The organism is Paenibacillus sp. J31P13 (genome assembly GCF_056269295.1).
Window position 1 is genome coordinate 412,323 of sequence record NZ_JBWDNR010000003.1, and the last position, 19,812, is coordinate 432,134.

16 protein-coding genes are annotated in these 19,812 nt (G+C 49.8%); 11 read left to right on the forward strand and 5 right to left on the reverse strand.

All coding sequences use genetic code 11. From position 1 onward, the window contains the following. The first annotated feature begins 60 nt into the window (after positions 1-60). Positions 61-912 (forward strand): helix-turn-helix domain-containing protein, encoded by an 852-nt coding sequence (locus tag AC0YOD_RS12750; RefSeq protein ID WP_475799673.1) that lies wholly within the window; start codon positions 61-63, stop codon positions 910-912. Positions 913-1,021: 109 nt separating this feature from the next. Next, positions 1,022-1,693: an SOS response-associated peptidase gene (locus AC0YOD_RS12755; RefSeq protein ID WP_475799674.1), complete on the forward strand. Its 672-nt coding sequence runs from the start codon at positions 1,022-1,024 to the stop codon at positions 1,691-1,693. A gap of 411 nt (positions 1,694-2,104) precedes the next feature. Here AC0YOD_RS12755 and AC0YOD_RS12760 read toward each other — a convergent pair whose 3' ends face one another. The 4 genes from AC0YOD_RS12760 to AC0YOD_RS12775 form a co-directional block, all read right to left on the reverse strand. Continuing rightward, complete coding sequence (locus AC0YOD_RS12760) at positions 2,105-2,557, reverse strand: hypothetical protein (RefSeq protein WP_475799675.1); 453 nt, start codon at positions 2,555-2,557, stop codon at positions 2,105-2,107. A 165-nt stretch (positions 2,558-2,722) separates the two neighbouring features. Further along, positions 2,723-2,863, reverse strand: a complete 141-nt coding sequence (locus AC0YOD_RS12765; protein ID WP_475799676.1) for a hypothetical protein — start codon at positions 2,861-2,863, stop codon at positions 2,723-2,725. A gap of 186 nt (positions 2,864-3,049) precedes the next feature. Next, the gene (locus AC0YOD_RS12770) at positions 3,050-4,042 is read right to left on the reverse strand and encodes an electron transfer flavoprotein subunit alpha/FixB family protein (protein ID WP_475799987.1); all 993 of its coding nucleotides are present in this window, start codon (positions 4,040-4,042) and stop codon (positions 3,050-3,052) included. A gap of 360 nt (positions 4,043-4,402) precedes the next feature. Then, positions 4,403-5,239 (reverse strand): electron transfer flavoprotein subunit beta/FixA family protein, encoded by an 837-nt coding sequence (locus AC0YOD_RS12775; protein WP_475799988.1) that lies wholly within the window; start codon positions 5,237-5,239, stop codon positions 4,403-4,405. Positions 5,240-5,666: 427 nt separating this feature from the next. On the opposite strand from AC0YOD_RS12775, the gene AC0YOD_RS12780 reads away from it, so the two are divergent. From AC0YOD_RS12780 to map, 9 genes are all read left to right on the forward strand, one after another. Beyond that, a complete protein-coding gene (locus AC0YOD_RS12780; protein ID WP_475799989.1) occupies positions 5,667-7,946 on the forward strand; it encodes a heterodisulfide reductase-related iron-sulfur binding cluster in 2,280 nt (759 codons plus the stop codon). Positions 7,947-7,976: 30 nt separating this feature from the next. Next, positions 7,977-10,418 (forward strand): 3-hydroxyacyl-CoA dehydrogenase/enoyl-CoA hydratase family protein, encoded by a 2,442-nt coding sequence (locus tag AC0YOD_RS12785; protein WP_475799677.1) that lies wholly within the window; start codon positions 7,977-7,979, stop codon positions 10,416-10,418. A gap of 86 nt (positions 10,419-10,504) precedes the next feature. Beyond that, entirely contained in the window at positions 10,505-11,722 is a 1,218-nt protein-coding gene (locus AC0YOD_RS12790; protein WP_475799678.1) for an acetyl-CoA C-acyltransferase, read from the forward strand. A gap of 127 nt (positions 11,723-11,849) precedes the next feature. After that, positions 11,850-13,625 (forward strand): acyl-CoA dehydrogenase family protein, encoded by a 1,776-nt coding sequence (locus tag AC0YOD_RS12795; protein WP_475799679.1) that lies wholly within the window; start codon positions 11,850-11,852, stop codon positions 13,623-13,625. A gap of 14 nt (positions 13,626-13,639) precedes the next feature. Next, the gene (locus AC0YOD_RS12800; protein ID WP_475799680.1) at positions 13,640-15,409 is read left to right on the forward strand and encodes a long-chain-fatty-acid--CoA ligase; all 1,770 of its coding nucleotides are present in this window, start codon (positions 13,640-13,642) and stop codon (positions 15,407-15,409) included. Between the two features lie 12 nt (positions 15,410-15,421). Next, entirely contained in the window at positions 15,422-15,850 is a 429-nt protein-coding gene (locus AC0YOD_RS12805) for a PaaI family thioesterase (RefSeq protein WP_475799681.1), read from the forward strand. Positions 15,851-15,989: 139 nt separating this feature from the next. Beyond that, entirely contained in the window at positions 15,990-16,211 is a 222-nt protein-coding gene (locus tag AC0YOD_RS12810) for a hypothetical protein (protein WP_475799682.1), read from the forward strand. 182 nt (positions 16,212-16,393) lie between these two features. Further along, positions 16,394-16,582, forward strand: a complete 189-nt coding sequence (locus AC0YOD_RS12815) for a hypothetical protein (RefSeq protein ID WP_475799683.1) — start codon at positions 16,394-16,396, stop codon at positions 16,580-16,582. A gap of 209 nt (positions 16,583-16,791) precedes the next feature. Further along, complete coding sequence (map, locus tag AC0YOD_RS12820; protein ID WP_475799684.1) at positions 16,792-17,544, forward strand: type I methionyl aminopeptidase; 753 nt, start codon at positions 16,792-16,794, stop codon at positions 17,542-17,544. An 82-nt stretch (positions 17,545-17,626) separates the two neighbouring features. On the opposite strand, the gene AC0YOD_RS12825 is transcribed toward map, so the two are convergent. Then, the gene (locus tag AC0YOD_RS12825) at positions 17,627-19,729 is read right to left on the reverse strand and encodes a helix-turn-helix domain-containing protein (protein WP_475799685.1); all 2,103 of its coding nucleotides are present in this window, start codon (positions 19,727-19,729) and stop codon (positions 17,627-17,629) included. Positions 19,730-19,812: the final 83 nt, after the last annotated feature.

The window sequence follows — 19,812 nt, forward strand, 5'->3', positions numbered from 1 at the left end:
TAAAGTGGAAGCTTACGAAGAGAGTTTTGCTGCGCAAAACTTTAGAGGAGAGAGATTAGATTGTCAGAGGACTTATTGCTAACATTTCGTTCGCCGCCATTGCCATTTTTTATTGAATCTAACCGATTAACATATCATGCTGGGGAAGAGCATCCGAATCGGACTAACCTTGGCGTATTTGATTTACTGTTCGTAAATAAAGGCTCGCTGCATGTGGCAGAAGAGAATCATAGCTGGGTACTAGAACCAGGTGATGTCCTGATATTGCGGCCAGACCGCTGGCATTATTCCACTCGTCCGTGCGACGAGGAAACGGTATTTGACTGGATTCACTTTCAAACAGTAGGAGCCTGGGAAGAGACGGTCGGCAATCAAAGCGGATCACTTCGGGGAGATTACTATACATATGCCATACGTCTGCCCAAAAAAATGAAACTAACTTATCCAGATGAAGCGAAGCTCATCTTCCAACAGCTGCATGAGGCAGCCAAAAGCTCATCGCATGGCGCTTTCTGGGATCGTCAGCAGCGTTTTCTGCATTTGCTGCAAATGTTGGATGAGGGCTGGCGCTCTGATGCTGCGAAAGCAGCTGTATCGGTGGCGGAGCGGGCGGCAGCTTATTTGAAGCTCAATTATCGCACACCGATCAGCAACACGATGCTGAGTGAGGTGCTTCAGCTACACACGAATTACATTACTCGCTGCATGACTGAGGTATTCGATTGCACGCCGCAGCAATATTTGCTTTATTATCGACTGGACCAAGCCAAGCTGCTGCTTATCAAGACGGATTGGACGATTGCGCGCGTTGCGGAGGAGACTGGCTTTCGGCAGACACCGCATTTCTCGCGGCTCTTCGCCTCACACACCGGTATGCCGCCGTTGAAATTCCGCAAACGATTCACGATGTGAAAGGCTTGAGATTTGTAAAAGAGAATAGAATGAATTTTCCAATAAACCATGCATAAATAAATACATTTTAACAAAAACTGGTTCAAACAACGTGAAAAGGATGATCGCGATGATTGAACGGTTTTCGTTAACTGCAGATATTGGTGATATGGTGGATATGTTTCAAGTGAAAAAAGTGGTTAGAGGTTTTACGAATCGATTTAATGTAGTCCCTACTCAAACGGTGTCGATCGTGATGAATGATCGCTTTGATCAGAGAACGATGCAGGAGTCGAGATGGGGACTTTTCCCTTTTTGGGCAAAGGATTCAGTGAATGCAGATCATTTGACTCTATCAGAGAAGCCTTTTTTGGGGCGGATGCTGCGGAGGCAGCGTTGTATTCTGCCATGCAGCGGATTCTATGGACAAAAGCAGTTCGGCAAGGAGCGCGACCCGCGGGCGATGCACGTCATCATTCCAAGCCAGCAGCTATTTGGAATTGCAGGGATTTATGATTGCTGGAGGAATGCAAGCGGCAAAGAGATGCGTGCCTTCACGATGATCACTGCCGCTTCATCCGGTTCCATGTCCGTTTGGCAGCCACGTGTACCTGTTATTTTGGACGAGGATGGCATTGAGGATTGGCTAAATCCGCGAATAACGGAGTTCGCCAGCTTGCGCAAGCATTTGGATGCGATGGATTCCTATCTTATGCGCGCCTATCCCGTTACAAATGCCGTGCGTGATGAACTGTATGAATCGCCGGATTGCATCAGAGAGATTAGACCGGATTTTGCATAGGCGAGATTAGATAAAACGTGCATAATGAGAAGAAGTCGCGTTTTCAGTTGTGGTAATCTGATCACGGTCACTGTAAAGGCACGATTTTTCTGGACTGCAAAATAATAAAATAAAAACGAGCCCTAGAATCGATTCTAGGGCTCGTTTTGTTTGTGGGGTCCATTCGACTCTCTTTTTGACACATCGTTTCGGAGCCAACAAAAATGATTGCCAAACATATTCACTAACTGACTCACTAACTCTCATTAACTAATTCACTAACTAACTGATTCAACCACTAACTAACTGATTCACCCACTAACTAACTCACTGATTCTCTCACTTTAGTTAGCACATCGTATAGGTTACTCTTCTTACGGACTCTAGATCCGCTATTCTAAACTTAAGCGGCTTCTCCTCCAACTAACGGACTTACGTTCCGCTATTTGCCTTCAAATGACTAATTTTTGCGTTTTTCTCATCAATAGCGGAACGGAGGTCCGTAACAATCGTAATTAGTGTGTTTTCTACAGAATAGCGGAACCATTGTCCGTTTAATGTTAAACGTGCCACTATGCTCACTCCATGCGCCCCAGCACCATGTACTCCAAAGACTCCATGCGTCCCAAACGCACCATGTACTCCAAAGACTCCATGCGTCCCAAACGCACCATGTACTCCAAAGACTCCATGCACCCCAAACGCACCATGTACGCCAAAGACTCCATGTGTCCCAAACGCACCATGTATTCCAAAGACTCCATGCGCCCCCAACACACCATGTACTCCAAAGACTCTATGCGCCCCCAACACACCATGTACTCCAAAGACTCCATGCGCCCCAAACGCACCATGTACTCCAAAGACTCCATGCGCCCCCAACACACCATGTACTCCAAAGACTCCATGCGCCCCAAACTCACCATGTGCTCCAAAGACTCTAACTCACTAATTCTCTCACTTTAGTTAGCACCTCGTATAGGTTACTCTTCTTACGGACCCTGGATCCGCTATTCTAAACTTAAGCGGCTTCTCCTCCAACTAACGGACTTACGTTCCGCTATTTGCCTTCAAATGACTAATTATTGCGTTTTTCTCATCAATAGCGGAACTGAGGTCCGTAACAATCGTAATTAGTGTGTTTTCTACAGAATAGCGGAACCATTGTCCGTTAAATGTTAAACGTGCCACTATGCTCACTCCATGCGTCCCAAATGCACCATGTGCTCCAAAGACTCCATACGCCCCACTAGCCACATACGCCTACTCAACCCTAACAGAACCCCGTATCTAGTCCAAACTTCGAAGGCTGTCGACATAATCGATAGCAGATAGCTGAAAGAGAGTGTTTCGCAGGTTGAGTGATATGGGATGAAATTAGGATCGAATGCGTTGCATCTCTGCGGAAAGCAGAGGCACGACGTCGAATAAGTCGCCGACGATGCCGTAGTCGGCGACGCCGAAGATAGGGGCATCGGCGTCCTTGTTGATCGCGACGATGACCCGAGATTGGCTCATCCCAGCCAAGTGCTGGATGGCGCCGCTAATGCCGCACGCAATATATAGCTGCGGTGTGACGACTTTGCCAGTTTGCCCAATTTGAAGGGCATAATCGCAATAGCCTGCGTCGCAGGCGCCGCGGGAGGCTCCGACCGCGCCGCCTAGCGCGGAAGCCAGCACTCGCAGCGGCTCAAAGCCTGCTGCGCTGCGCACCCCTCGGCCGCCGGATACGACGACGTCAGCTTCGGCGAGATCGAGCTGGCCGCCGGCGCGCCTGACTAGGCTTCGCACGGCGGTGTAAAGCGGTGGCACCGTGAACGGCAGAGCCGTGACGGTGCCTGTTTGCTGGGCGGCGTCCAATGGCTCAGCCGCCGGCAAATTATTCGGGCGCACCGTGATGACCCACGGGTGGCCCGGCAAGAAGCTGCGCCGCTCGAACGCCTTTCCGGCGTAGAGCGGGCGAATGAAGCCGACGTCATTGCCATCGCTTGAAGCTTCGATGGCGATGGCGTCGGCAATGTGGCCGGCGCCATGGGCCGCGGCCACGCGGGGCGCGAGCTCGCGCCCCATAGCGGTGTGGCCGAGCAGAAGCGCGTCCGGCTGCACCGCAGACATGGCTGCGCCGAGGGCGGCGATGTACGCCTCGGGCGCATAGGCGCGGAGGGCAGGATCGTCGGCGATATGCACGACGTCCGCCCCCCGCGCGATCAGCGCGGCGGCTTCTTCCGCCGCGCCGCCAGAGCAGGCAAGGACGGCATGGACCGTGCCGTCCTCGCCTGCGAGCCGCCTTGCTGCGCCGAGTGCCTCCAGCGCCACACGTCGGAGAACGCCGTCCCGGCTCTCCGCAAAAATAAGTATGGTTTTGCTCATCAAATACAGCTCCTCTCCCATAACAAAAGATCAAATGTTAGCCAACCATTCCGTTCGTTAGCAGACTAAGTGGAGCAAGATCGGTTCTATTTTTATTTTATGATCTAATCAATGGATCTTCGCCCTTTCTACCAACCATTCCGTTCGTTAACAGACTAAATGGAGCAAGAACGGTTCTATTTTTTATTTTATGATCTAATCAATGGATCTTCGTCCTTTCTACAACCATTCCGTCCATTAGCAGACTAAATGGAGCAAGATCGGTTCTATTTTTATTTTATGATCCAAATCAATCGATCTTCGTCTCTCCATCTTCATCTCTCGATCTTCTCGCGATCATCATCTCACCCTCACTCAACTCTAAAGCAGCTTCGCCTCCGTCTGAAGCAGCGTAATTAGCGCGGCTGCCTGCTCGGCAGGCGCGCCGGGAATTCGTTTCCCTACAGCGCGAGGGGGAGGAGGGAGCAGCTGCGTTCGTATCGTCCGACTTGTAGGTTTGCTAGCTTCATTACCGAGCAGCTCACTTGCGGTCAGGATGCGCAGCGGCTTGCGCTTTGCTTTCATAATGCCGGGGAGAGAAGGGTAACGAGGCTCATTGAGTCCTTGCTGGGCTGTAATGAGCGCAGGCAATGGAATCGAGACGGTCTCCGTATCGCCCTCCACATCTCGCTCAACGAGTGCGAATTGCTCCGCCTTCCATCCACTCGGCGAGGTTAAAGGATCTGTAACTGGGATAGCAGCCAATTGCTCCCCTGTAACGATGGTGAGCTTAACGGCAGAGGAGGCATGCGGCAGCTTAAGAAGCTCAGCTACTTGAAGCGCGACGCTACCCGAGCCGCTATCCACAGCAAATAATCCCGCGAGCAGCAAATCGGGTGCCAATGGCTCGATAAGAGCAGCTAGCGCCGAGGCGATGGAAGAGGAGTCATCCGATAAGCCCTCGCTTTCCAGACGGATCGCCTCGTCCGCTCCTACAGCGAGCGCTGTGCGAAGCGCCTCTTGAGCTCGTTCGGTTCCGCAGGTGACGACGATGACTTCTCCGCCATGCTGCTCCCTCTGACGCAATGCCTCCTCTAGTGCATATTCGTCATAGGGATTGATAACAAACTTTGCATCCCTTTCATCTACGCCGTTTGGAGTAAGGGTTATTTTCTCCTCTGTATCGAACGTTTGCTTGAGAAGCACAACTATTTTCAGCATAGAAGCAAGCTCCTTTCTAAGCCCGATTTAACGATTAATGTGGTTTACCATCACGCAAGATACTGTCCATCAGTGCTACGATATGTCAGCTTGCCTTAGAATAGACCCCTTGGATAGGGATGCCTCTGCGGCATGTTCGTGACAAAAAGCTCATATACATAAGCACCGCGGCTATATTCATGAAAGCGCTTTATTACTTGTCCAACTACTTCGTGCAATCTTGCTGGTTCCAAGAACCGGCATACTAGGGGGCGGGCACATGGCAATGGGGTCGGCGTTTTTATTGTTGGTGCATGGGGCAGTAGGGGGCGGACACCTAGCAACCGTTTTGTTATTGCGGCAGCTGGCAAATTGGAGCGAACAAATGAGAGGTTATATGAATGATTTCATGCTGGGACCTATGGAGACGTTTAACGGTGCTTCAATGATTGAGGGTCTCGCAAAATGGGGCAGATTGCTCCTATTTACCTTGATTGTGGCGCTTGCCGTTTGGATGTTTGCAGCTGTCGTGTTGAGGCGACTCAGTTACATTCGGCTGGGCGTACCGACTGCCTTCACACGTTTTAAACGAGAGGGAAGGGGCAAAAGCAGTTTTTCTGGGCAAGTATTCGGTCATCGTAAGCTCTTGCAGGATATCAGAAGCGGCATCATGCATTTGATTTATTTTTATGGCTTTATTGCCCTTCAGTTCGGCGCAGCAGATCTCGTTTGGAAGGGATTAAATGAAGGGAAGCCGCTGCCGATTCCGTATTATGAATGGTTCTCATGGACACAGGAGATAACGGTGGCACTCGTGCTGGCGGCTGTCCTCTACGGCGCTTTTCGGCGTTATGGCGAGCGGTTGCCGCGGCTTAAGCGGGGGTGGAAGCCATCGCTCGTGATGTGGTTTATCGGCTCGTTGATGCTTACGATTTTGTTCAGCTTAGCGTTTGAGCGTCTTGCTTCCGAACAGAAAGTGGTTGCAATAGGGGATCAAGCTGTCCTCTTAGCAGCCACGGAATCCCATTCTGAAGCGACCTCGAACACATCAATCATAGAAGCGAGCTATTCTCCAGTCAGCGCCCCGCTTGCCAAGCTGCTGCATAGCATAGGGGTGGAGCATGGAAGCATCTCTGCGCATGTTGGTTTTGAAGTTTTTTGGTGGCTGCATCTCCTTGTATTGCTGGGCTTTCTTGTTTATGTGCCGCAGTCAAAGCATTTCCATCTGCTCATTGCTCCCGTTAATTTATGGTTCCGCCGAAGCACACCGCTAGGCAGGCTTACGCCTTTGAACTTGGAGGATGAAGAAGCGGAGTCTTTTGGCGCGGGGAAGGTGGAGCATTTTACGCAAAAGCAGATGGTAGATTTGTACGCTTGCGTCGAATGCGGTCGTTGTACAAATGTGTGTCCCGCCTCCAATACCGGCAAGCTGCTCTCTCCTATGCATTTGATCGTGAAGCTGAGGGACCATTTGACGGAAAAAGGAGCTGCTATCACCTCTAAGTCACCTTGGATGCCTGCTGGGCTATGGCAGTCTTCATCCAAAAATAGCTATGCCCACACCATGGGAGCCGTGCTTCCTGCTTGGGAGTCGGATTCCAGTGGAGGAACAATGATTGAGCCGACCATGACTGCGCAAGGGGGGGCTTGGGTTAAACGAATGGGGGTAAAAGCGGAGGAAGTCGAGCTGATAGGTGAGGTGATCACCGAAGAAGAGCTATGGGCTTGCACGACCTGCCGCAACTGTGAGGAGGTATGCCCAGTTGGAAATGAGCATGTCGATAAGATCATCGATATGCGTCGTTATCTCGTGCTGATGGAGGGCAAGTTGCCCTCGGACGGTCAACGCGCCTTGCAAAATATCGAGCGGCAAAGCAATCCTTGGGGATTGCCTCGTGCTGAACGGGCGGCTTGGATCAGAGATTGCGAGAGCCGTACCGGCATTCGCGTCGAAACGATGAGTGAACTGAAGCGGCAGGGTCGCAAAGCCGACGTTCTGCTATGGGCAGGCTCTATGGGTGCCTATGATATGCGAAGCCGCCGCGTGCTTTACGATGTGGTACGGCTGCTTCATCATGCGGGGGTTAGCTTTGCAACGCTTGGTTTGGAGGAGAAAAGCTCAGGAGACACAGCAAGACGGGTGGGGAATGAACTGTTATTTCAAGAGCTATGCCGTGAAAACATCGATATGTTGACGAAATACGGCATCACTCAAATCGTGACAGCCTGTCCGCATACCTATCATACGTTCAAAAATGAATACCCTGATTTTGGGCTCAGTGCAAGCATAAAAGTGGAGCATCATACGGAGCTGCTGGCGAGATTGCTTGAGGAGGGCTCCATCAAACCCCAGCATACGATTGATGAGAGAGTTACGATTCACGATTCCTGCTACCTTGGACGCTACAACGATGCGTATGAAGCGCCGCGCAATCTGCTTCGAGCCATTCCGGGCGTTCAAATGGAAGAGATGGCGAGATCACGTTCAAATGGAATGTGCTGCGGCGCAGGTGGCGGACTCATGTGGATGGAGGAGCATTCCGGTACGCGGGTCAATCATGCGAGAACCGCTCAAGCGCTGGAGGTAAAACCGTCGGTTATCAGCTCAGCCTGCCCGTACTGCCTGACGATGATGGAGGACGGTCTGAAGGCTTTGTCTGCCGACGATAAGGTTATTGCCCGTGATGTAGCAGAGCTGCTAGCTGAGAGTGTCTTTGGCGAGTAAATGAACGATGGGACTAGGGGGAGGATGTCTATGACGATACAATCGTCGCAAAAAAACGCCAGTTCCATTCGCAGAGCCGCTGTAATCGGCTCCGGCGTAATGGGCGCGGGCATTGCCGCTCATTTGGCAAATGCGGGTATGAAGGTTCTGCTGCTGGACGTCGTTCCGCAATCATTATTAGAAGAGGAGGAGAGGCAAGGGCTGACACTGGAGGCTGCTAAAGTGCGAAGTCGCTTGGCGATTGGAGCTATATCACGTATGGTCAAGGCTCAGCCCGCACAACTTTATGACCCAGCATGGACAGAAAGAATCACCCCGGGCAATCTCTCTGATCATCTAGATGCGCTGGGAGAAGTAGATTGGATTGTTGAAGCGGTTGTGGAGCGGCTGGATATTAAAAGGCAGGTTCTTGCAACCATTGAAGCTGCTCGCAAGCGGGGCTCAATCGTGACAACGAATACGTCAGGCTTATCAGCAGCATCTATGGTAGAGGGGAGAAGCGAGGAGTTTAGAGAGCACTTTGGAGTCACTCATTTTTTCAACCCGCCTCGCTACATGAAGCTTGTTGAAATTGTTCCTACTACAGAAACGGCACCTGAGGTCGTGAGGGTGCTTACGGAGGTATGCGAGAAGCGTCTTGGCAAGGGTGTCGTAATCGCGAAGGATACGCCTAATTTTATTGCCAATCGAATCGGCTCCTATGGGATGCTGGTGACGCTTGCGGATACGATCAGCTATGGATTGACGGTGGATGAAGCGGACGCGCTGACGGGTCCAGCTATGGGCAGGCCGAAGACAGCGACGTTTCGGATGATGGATTTAGTAGGGCTCGATACGCTGCTGCATGTGGTAGATAACGTCCGGGAGAGAAGTGAGGACGCAGGGGAGAAGGCAATCTTTGCAAGACCCGCTCTGTTAGAGCAATTAGCAGCAGCGGGACGTCTAGGAGAGAAGAGCGGAGCAGGCTTTTACCGCAAGGTGAAGGGCAAGGGCGGCAGCACCATTGAATCGCTTCAGCTTGATACGCTGGATTACGGCGCAAAGCGTCCCATCAACTCTCCTATTATTGATGCAGCCAAGGCAGCAAAAGGTGCAGCGGCGAAGGTGAAAGCATTGCTTCGAACTGATCCGCAGCATCGTTATGGACAGTTTGCGTGGTCTACTATCAAAAAAACATTGCTTTACTCCGCTGCACAGGTAGGCGTCATTGCTGATTCCATCTCGGATATTGATCGCGCGATGCGATGGGGCTTTAATTGGGAGCTTGGACCGTTCGAGCTTTGGGATGCCATTGGGTTGGAGTCGTCAGTGAACCAAATGAGGAAGGAAGGTGAAGAAATACCCGCATGGGTGACGGCTTGGCTGGAGGCGGGTCATAGGAGCTTCTACCTTGTGGAGGATAATAAGCGGGCCTATGCAGCAAGCGGAGCCTATAAGCTGGAGGAGCCCGAGAGGGATGTCATTTCATTAGCGGCATTAAAAGAGTCGGGAAAAACCGTACTCGCCACATCCGGCGCCAGCCTTATCGATATTGGCGATGATGTCGTGCTTCTGGAATTTCACTCTCCGAACAATGCGATTGGTGGCGATATACTATCCGCCATTCGTCATACGGCAAAGGAGGTTTCTCAGAATTGGCGCGGGCTCGTGATTGCAAATGAAGGACGGAATTTTTGTGTTGGCGCGAATTTGATGCTGCTGCTGATGGAAGCGCAAAACGGGGAGTGGGATGAGGTCGAGGACATTATCCGCTACTTCCAAAGCAGCATGCTGGAGCTGAAGCGGCTTGATCGTCCGGTCGTAGCTGCACCGCACCGAATGACGCTGGGCGGCGGGGTTGAGGCTTGCTTGCCTGCTGATCGGATCATTTATTCGCCAGAAACTTACTTTGGATTGGTAGAAACGGGGGTGGGCCTTATTCCTGCGGGCGGGGGCTGCAAGGAAGCGGCTGCGATGGCAGCTGAACGGGCTCATATTGTAGGAAGCGGCAAGAAGGGCGGAGACCTGCAGCCGCATTTAAATGCATTGTTCGAGACGATTGCGCTTGCGAAAGCATCCTCCAGCGGCTATGAGGTTAGCCGACTAGGATTTATGCGTCCGCAGGATCGTGTCATTATGCGGGGGGATGCGCGAATAGCAGAGGCGAAGCGCGCGGTGCTGGAGCTGGATCGTAAGGGGTATTCACCACCAGCAGAAGCCCGTACTCGTGTTGCTGGACGCGAGGGCAAGGCAGTGCTCAAGGTGGCCGTGCAGGATATGAGGCGAAGCGGACATATTAGCGAGCATGATGCGCTCATCGCTGGAAAGCTTGCTCATGTACTGGCAGGCGGAGATATTCAGTCTGGCACTGAGGTAAGTGAAGCCTATTTGCTTGATTTGGAATGCGAGGCTTTTCTCAGCCTGTGTGGAGAGAGAAAAACACAAGACCGCATGAGCCACATGCTGTCAACCGGCAAGCCGCTGCGGAATTAGGTATTCATTTTCGTAGTTCATCTAATAACTCATCTAAAATCACATTCAAATCGATCAGGTTCCAACATTCAAAGGAGGAAATCGCTATGTCAGCATCACCGTTTATCGATCACGATCGCGATGCCGTTATCGTTGCCGCGGTGCGGACGGCGGTCGGCAAAGCATCAAAGGGAAGCTTGGCGGAGACAAGAGCAGAGGATTTAGGCCGCGCGGTTCTCGAAGGCGCACTGGATAGAATACCAGGGCTAGCGCCAGAGCTTATTGAGGATGTCATTATTGGCTGCGCAATGCCGGAAGGGGAGCAAGGCCTTAACTTTGCACGCACGATCTCGTTATATGCAGGCTTACCGGTGACGACGCCTGCGGTAACGGTCAATCGTTTCTGCGCATCAGGTTTGCAGGCTATTGCTTATGCTGCGGAACGTATTCGGCTTGGCGATGCGGACATTATCGCAGCTGGCGGTGTAGAGAGCATGAGTCATGTGCCGATGACCGGCTTCAAGCTCTCGCCTCATCCAGCCATTGTAGATGCCATACCAGAAGTGTACATGGGCATGGGGCATACGGCAGAAGAGGTAGCCCGGCGCTATGGTGTCACGCGTGAATCGCAGGATGCCTTCGCGTCAGCCAGCCATCGCAAGGCTGCGGCAGCCATTGAAGCGGGACGATTTAAAGCCGAGATTGTGCCCATGACAGTGAGACGCTCAGGTGTAAATGATGCAGGAAGGCCGTGGGAGAAGGTATTCGTTTTTGATACAGACGAGGGTGTGCGGCCAGATACGACGGTTCAAACGTTAGCGCCGTTGAAGCCCTCCTTTGCTCGGGAAGGAACGGTGACAGCCGGCAATTCCTCACAAATGAGCGATGGAGCGGCAGCAGTCATTGTCATGAGCCGCAGCCGTGCGAATGAGCTGGGATTGCAGCCGCTTGCTGTATTTCGCGGCTTTAGCGTTGCCGGTGTCGCTCCTGAGGTAATGGGCATTGGACCGATTGCAGCCGTTCCGAAAGCGCTCCATAAAGCAGGTATCTCCCTGCAGCAGGTTGATCTCTTTGAGTTGAATGAAGCCTTTGCAGCACAATGCGTCCCTATTATTGAAGAGCTGGGCATAGATCCTGAACGTGTGAATGTGAACGGCGGAGCCATCGCCCTAGGGCATCCTCTTGGCTGTACAGGGACAAAGCTGTCGGTATCCCTTATTCATGAGCTGGGCCGCAGGGGCGGCGGAATCGGTGTGGTCACTATGTGTATAGGCGGAGGTATGGGAGCTGCTGGCGTCATAGAGGTTTACGGATCTGGCTCGTAGTCTAGCAGGCACCATTAAGGTTTCATTCAACATGTGTCCAGTCCCTCCAAATTTGTTGATTAACCCTGCTAATGGTTAGGAATAAAAGAATAAACCTCATTAAGTTGTCGGAAGGGTGAACTGGGGCATGACGGAAACGATACGTTTTGGCGGTCGCTTTGTCGTAGAGGACAGCGTACCGGAATCAGTCGTAACGCCGGAGGATTTCACAGATGAACAGCGGATGATAGCAGAAGCAGCGCAGCAGTTTCTAGAAGGAGAAATTACACCTCGTGACGGGGAGCTGGAGGCACTGAACTATGAGCTTACCGTGGAGCTGATGCGGAAGGCAGGAGATCTGGGACTGCTAGGTGCTGATGTGCCGGAGGCTTATGGCGGGCTTGGACTGGATAAGGTAAGCACGACCATACTGGCAGAAACGTTGGCACGCTCTTCTTCGTTCGCGCTTTCGGTCGGCGCTCATACCGGAATAGGTACGCTTCCGATCGTCTTTTTTGGCACCGCCGCACAAAAGCAAGCCTACTTGCCGCAGCTTGCCAGCGGTGAGCGTATTGCAGCGTATTGCTTGACAGAGCCTGCCTCTGGCTCCGATGCACTGGGAGCGAAGACAACGGCGAGGCTGTCGAAGGACGGCAAGCATTATGTATTGAATGGTTCGAAGCTTTACATTACAAACGCGGGCTTTGCCGACTTGTTCATCGTCTATGCGAAGGTAGATGGCGAATATTTTACCGCCTTTATTGTGGAGAAGGGGATGCCGGGGTTCAGTGTTGGACCGGAGGAGCATAAGATGGGCATCAAGGGTTCTTCTACCTGCCCGCTTTATTTTGAAGATGTGAGTGTGCCAATTGAGAATGTGCTTGGGGAGGTGGGGAAAGGCCATCATATCGCTTTTAATATTTTGAATATCGGACGCTTTAAGCTCGGAGCAGCCTGTCTGGGGTCATCGAAGGAAACGATTGAGCTGGCTTCATCCTATGCGGGTACGCGCAAGCAGTTCGGGCGTGCTATATCCTCTTACCCGTTGATCGGTGCAAAGTTGGCTGACATGAATATTCGGACATTTGTGCTGGAGAGCATGGTTTACCGGATTGCAGGCTGGATTGACGGGATGCTGCGGACTGCGGAGGAGGGCAGCGGCGTGGCGGCAGCGAAGGCGATAAGCGAATATGCGATAGAATGCTCCATTGTCAAAGTGTTTGCGTCCGAAACGCTCGATTTCATTGCCGATGAAGGCGTCCAAATTCATGGCGGCTACGGGTACATCAAGGAATATAAGGTGGAGCGAATTTACCGTGATTCACGGATTAATCGGATTTTTGAAGGAACGAATGAAATCAACCGTATGCTCATTCCTGGAACACTAATGAAAAAAGCGGTAAAAGGCGAGCTTCCTCTGCTTCGTAAAGCAAAAGCGCTGCAAGCGGAGCTGGTTCAACCGATGCCGGTTCCTTCGTTCGACACACCGCTTAGCAAAGAAGCATACCGAATCGCCCAAGCGAAGAAAGCTTTTCTCGCAATTGGAGGGCTTGCTGTGCAAAAGCTCGGCCTGCGGCTCGAGCAAGAGCAGGAGGTGCTGTGCACGCTGGCGGATCTCATGATAGAGATCTTCGCGATGGAGAGTGTATGGCTCCGTTCACAAAAAATAATAAATGCCGCCGGAGAAGAGAAAGCGGACAAAATGGAGCATGCCATTCAAATGACGACTGTATTCGTGCAGGAGTCGATGGAGAGAGTGGAATCTATTGCAAAGCTCGCGCTTACCGCACTGGAGCAGGGTGACGGTCTGCAGATGCAGCTGTCTGTTCTGAAGAAGCTGATGAGGGCGCCGCTTTCCGATACGGTTGCTTTGAAGCGAATGATAGCCGCGCGAGTGATTCGAAGCGAGCATTATATCGTGTAAAGGGGAGAGCATAAATGGATGAGCTTGGACCGCAAGATCCGCTTTTGCCAGAACAACCGTCCTTTGCAACCGAGGAGCAAGCGCGCCCATGGCTTCCGTATTATCCAGAGGAAACGCCACATTCTCTGGACTATCCCGATCAGAGCATCGTTCAATTTCTACTGAATGCTGTTGAACGATTTCCGAATCATGTTGCCATTCATTTTCTTGGCAAAACCTTGACCTATCGCGAGCTGCATGCTGACGCCTTTAAATTGGCAGCAGGGCTTGTATCGCTTGGCATAGCTAGGGGAGATCGAATATCTATTATGCTGCCGAACTGTCCTCAGGCAGTGGTTGCCTATTACGGAGCCTTGCTGGCTGGCGGAATCGTTGTTCAGACCAATCCGCTTTATGTGGAGCGGGAGCTGGAGCATCAGCTCAGAGATAGCGGCGCTGTCGCCATTATTACGGTGGATCTTCTCTACGCGCGGTTATCACGTGTACGAACCGAGCAGCCAGCGACAGGACCGCTGCCTAATCTGCGGCATGTTGTCGTTACATCTATGAAGGATGGTCTGCCTTTTCCCAAAAGCATGCTCTACCCAATAAAACAGCGAATGGAGGGCTTTCGCTCAGAAATTCCATACGGCAGCTTAGGTGTCGTTGCCTACAGGAAGCTTTTGGGGACAAAGCAGCATACGATTCTGTTGCCGGACCCTGCCAAAAGTGCTGATCTAGCCGTGCTGCAATATACGGGAGGAACGACTGGCACGCCAAAGGGTGTGATGCTGACGCATCGCAATCTAATTGCCAATACGATGCAGATTTCTGCATGGTGTTATAAAGCAGTGGATGGCAAAGAAAAATTTCTCGCGGCTTTGCCTCTGTTTCATGTATTTGGATTAACGGTATTAATGAATATGTCTGTGCTGCGAGCGGGAACGCTTATCTTATTGCCGCGTTTCGAGGTAGAGACGGTATTGCAGACGATTAATCAGCAGAAACCGACGATCTTTCCGGGAGCCCCTACGATGTATGTCGCACTTATTCATCATAAGGATTCAGCCAAAACAGATCTCTCCTCCATAAACGTGTGCATAAGCGGCTCAGCTGCTTTGCCGCTTGAGGTACAGGAGCAGTTCGAGCTGTTAACTGGCGGAAGACTCATAGAGGGCTATGGCTTATCGGAAGCGTCACCCGTAACCCATGCTAATCCGGTCTGGGGTAAGCGCAAGATCGGTACAATTGGCATACCGATGCCGGATACTGAGGCAGCGGTAGTTGATCCAGCGTCAGGTGAGCGGCTGGCTGTTGGAGAGCTTGGCGAGCTTATTGTCCGAGGTCCGCAGGTGATGAGCGGCTATTGGAACAAGGCTGCCGAAACGGCGCAAGTGCTGAAGGATGGCTGGCTTTATACAGGAGATCTGGCTACGATGGATGAAGAGGGCTATTTTACAATCATGGATCGGATAAAGGATGTGATCATTGCAGGCGGCTTCAACGTTTATCCGCGTGAGGTTGAGGAGGTACTGTTTGAGCATCCGGCAGTCCGAGAGGCATCCGTAGTCGGCATCAAAGACCAATACAGAGGCGAGACAGTGAAGGCGTTCATTGTCTTTAAAGAGGGCTGGCAGGTATCAGAAAGTCAATTGGATCGGTGGTGCAGAGAGCGTCTTGCAGCCTATAAGGTGCCGCATCATTATGCTTTCAGGGAAACGCTTCCAAAGACAATGGTTGGCAAAGTGCTTCGTCGCAAGCTGCAAGAAGAGGAAGCAGAGGCGAAACAGTCCACCAAGGAGTAGGAGGCTAGCGGTATGGATGAGAAATGGTTCGTTCAGCAGGCCGATCAGGCTGGTCATCTAACAAGACTCGCCGAACGAGCGCAGGCGACATTTTGGGGCGCTCTCGGCTGCGAAATTGTTCAGGCGTCTGCCAGTAAGGCGACGATATGCTTAGATGCTTCTGAAAGACATATGAATTTGCTTGATATCGTTCATGGCGGTGTTCTTATGTCGCTGCTCGATAATGCGATGGGGCTTGTGGTTATGCTGGCCGCCCCGAATGAAAGGTCCGTAACGGCAAATATGAACACGCAATTTCTCTCCAGCAGCAAAGGAGGAGTCCTGTTATGCGAGGCTGAGCTCGTACATCGAACGGATCGAACGCTAACGCTTGGAGCTCAGGTAAAAGATGACAATGGCAAGCTATTGGCATGGGGAACAGGCGCGTATCGCATTATTTAAAGGCATGCATCCTGTCATTTGCTTGGCTCATACGGATTCGCTATAATGGCAATAATATGGAAAGCATTCATCGTTAGAAAATAGCTCATATTTACAACATTTTTTCCGATATATTTAGTATGGGAAAGGAGGCGAGAACATGGTTCAGGGCTGGGTAACGATGCTGGTTTTAGCTTTTGGGATATTGGTTGCTGTTATAGGCGTTATTGCTTATTTAAGAATGTTTCGTAAAGACAGGCTTGATTCGGTGCCGCAGACAACACCTGCTGTCTCGCCTCCAAGTCCTATATATCCAGCCATACCAAAGGATGGCGCACAGGGCTCGGAGGTAATATCCGAACAAGCCGTACGGCGGGAGTAATAATTGTTTGCTTTATTAATTACAATCCAAATGTTATAATAGTAAGAAAAATACAAACATTGTGACTAATTAGCCATGGAGCTAGCTGCACCGAGTGGGGGTACTTGTGGTGTAATCATCGCATGCGGTCTCGTACATTGCTGTTTAGGACGACCATCCAACGTAAAAGGGGAGGAGATTTCATGGCGAAACATAGTCAAAATGAAGTCAAGGAAAGCCTGAAGGAACTAACGAGAATTTTTCAACCCAAGGACCCACGTAAATTTGTTAAGGAGTATATCCGTAAGTATCGTATCACGGGTGGCTATGAAGATGAATTAACCGTATTGGTTCAAGATGAATTATGCCGAATTAACTCCTCGGTCAGCTAGCTTAACGTGTATAGCGAGGCTTTGCACCTGTTTTCTAACAGGGTGCAAAGTCTTTTTTTGTTTACTCACATTTTCGTCATTCCTATTGGGCATGTGCTACCTTCAGCCCGAATAAGCTATTGATAGAGGAATCCGTATGCGTGTCAGTTGCGGAGATCTTTAAGCTGATTTCGGCTATCGCAAAACCCATGAAGGAGGTCCGTACACATATGGCAGTGGATTTGAAGACGAAAGAACATATTCGTGGGATTCGAAAGGCGGGACGAATTGTTGCCGCCTGTCACAAAGCGCTTTCGAAGAGAATTGCCCCGGGTGTTACTACACAGGAGATTGATCGTTTTGTTGAGCGATTCATGCTTGATCGTGGAGCTACGCCTGCTCAGAAAGGATATAAGGGATACCCGTTTGCTACATGTGCCTCCGTTAACGAAGTTGTTTGTCACGGATTTCCTGATACCATGCCTTTGGAGGCTGGAGACATCGTTACGATTGATATGGTTGCTGATTTGGATGGCTGGAAGGCAGATTCAGCATGGACATACGCTATTGGGCGGACGACAACTGCGACTGAGAAGCTAATGCTGGCCGCCGAGCAGTCCCTGCTGGATGGCATTAAACAGGCGGTGCTTGGCAATAGGCTTGGCGACATCGGGTATGCGGTTCAATCGCGAGCAGAGCGTGCAGGGTTTCAGGTCGTTACGGCTTTTGTAGGACATGGGATTGGTAGAAGCATGCATGAATATCCAGAAGTGACGCATTCAGGTATACCTGGTCAGGGCATTCAGCTTGAAGAGGGAATGGTCATAACGATCGAGCCGATCATCACAGCGGGGCGGCCAGACATCTATATTGCCAATGACGGTTGGACGGCGCGTACAAGAGACGGTGCTTGGGCCGCTCAATTTGAACATACAATTGCAATAACGAAGGAAGGCCCGATTGTATTGACACGTTGGGATTAAATCAAGTGAAAATAATAATAACGGTAATCCGAGAAGGACATTTTTTTTGTAACGTGTCCATCATTCGGGTTACCGTTATTTTTTAATTTTCCATGCATGAATCATCGACCGGAGACTTGATGTAGTTTGCAGGTGTTGTACCGAAGATGGTTTTAAAATGTCTAGTGAAGGTTTGTTCGCTGTAGTAGCCAACTCGATCCGCAATTTCTTTGATCGTCTTATGAGGGTGAGCTTCAAACTGCTTAAGCGCCTCATTCATGCGAACATTTTTGATATAATGCGTAATATTGTAGCCGGAATTCTTTTTGAAGTAGCTTGATAAATAGACAGTAGTAATGTCAAAATGATCAGCTATGGCAGTAAGCGATAATTCACGCGTGTAATTGTGATCAATATAGATGACGATCTTATCGTACAACGTCATATCTTGATTAATGGAATGTGCGGTTAGTACTGCATATTTCTCGTATATTTCCATATGGACAAGCTCAGGATTGCGCGCGGTACTCAGATCCGTTTTAAACGATTCACCGAGCTGAGCAGCTTTGAGTTTTTTGCTAGAGATGATGACATTCAGCAAGTCATTTAAATAACGATGAAGAATGCGAATGTCCTGATAGGTCATCCGCTTCATTAAATTTCGAACCGTCCCCGAAAAGAATTGTCTAAGGCTTTCTTGATTGCCCTTTAGCACGTAAGCAATTAATTCCTGCTCCTTATCTATAGATAAGGCAATAGAGGATTCTTGAATAAGGGAATGATCGGTGAAATTAGCGATATGATAGGGGGCTTCCCAGTTATACGAATAGTGGTCAATAGCCCGTGAACTCTCTTCAATAGCATGGTGTATAGTGCGAATATCTGTCATGTAGTCACTGATGCCGCACATTATAAAATAGCCTTCGGATGCTATTGTTTCGAGAATGGCAGAGAGCTCGCCGCCTATCTCCATTGGATCCAAATTATAAAGTAAGTAGGTTCCAGCATCCACACGGTGGATTAGTTTATGTACCGAATACTGTTCGAACAAATACTGCTCCAGCTTCTTGTAGGCATGCTCGACGTCGCTGCCGCGATCCGTTTCAATGAAGCAAGTTAGAATATAACCATTATTGTAGGTTGCATGAAGAGCGCTCAGTATTTCAGCCGGAATATCCTGTGATGTATCAGAAGCAAGTCGCAAGAGAGCATTTTGCTGCATGATCGTATTTTGCTCATTCAATGTCTGCTTCATCAATTGGTTGGTAGAATTCAAGCTCGAAATTGTCGATTTGATCGGTCTATATATAGTCATATTTGCCATTAGCAATCCAATGGATATGAGTAGAAAAACGAAAAACAGCAATAAGGTATATTGATTGGTTTGGTTAATCTTTTGCTGCAGGACACTTTCAGGGTAAAGAACCGTATATTTAAAACCATTTAATGTTAAATGAAAGGCTGAATATCTCGTTTGGTCAATAACGAATGAGGGAGCATCAGCCTGCAGCTTCTGCTTTATCTGCGGATTAAGCTGATCATTTCCCGTTATCATCTCGCCATTTTCGGTTGTAATCCATATCATATTGTCCAAAACCTGAGAGGCGGCTTTCACATCCCGTTCCAGCTCTGTTTTGTTAATTTTTACGATGATGGCCCCGACATTATTAATTCGATAGACATAGGTAATGAAATGCTCGTAGTTTTGGAATGTCTCTCGCTGTTCGATTGTGTCTAGACAATTACAGGTATAGTCAGCGCTCTCTTTGTTGAGCTTCGAATAGAATAGATCCAATTGACGGCTGCCGTCAGCGCTGGTTACGAAATTTTTATCTTGAAAATAGACGAAGAGAGAGGATTCAAAGGGCAATAAGCGACCCAGCTCATTTAGCTTCTGATTAAAACGAATCAGCATCAATTTATAGCCGGTTGAATTTGGGTTCGATTTATTCAGCGATGCGATATCGCTGTTCAAGCTTAATGAATATACGCTTTGCTTCAATTTATTAAGCTGACGATCAACATCTCCTGCTATATCAAGTAGGGAATCCTTGTTTGATTGATTGAGATTTTTAGTAACCGTTCCTTTTAAATATTGCGAATTATAAAGCAGAATGGAAGAGAAAAGCAGAGTGAAAATCAGATTAAGCGCAATAATTTTAACATACATGCTGTGATTTTTTAGGCTCACTAGCCGAGTTTTCATGCAACCAACTCCTATTCCATATTCAGCTCATTATATTGAGAGCGATTACATTTTAATGCTATCATACGAATTTTTCAGCTTAA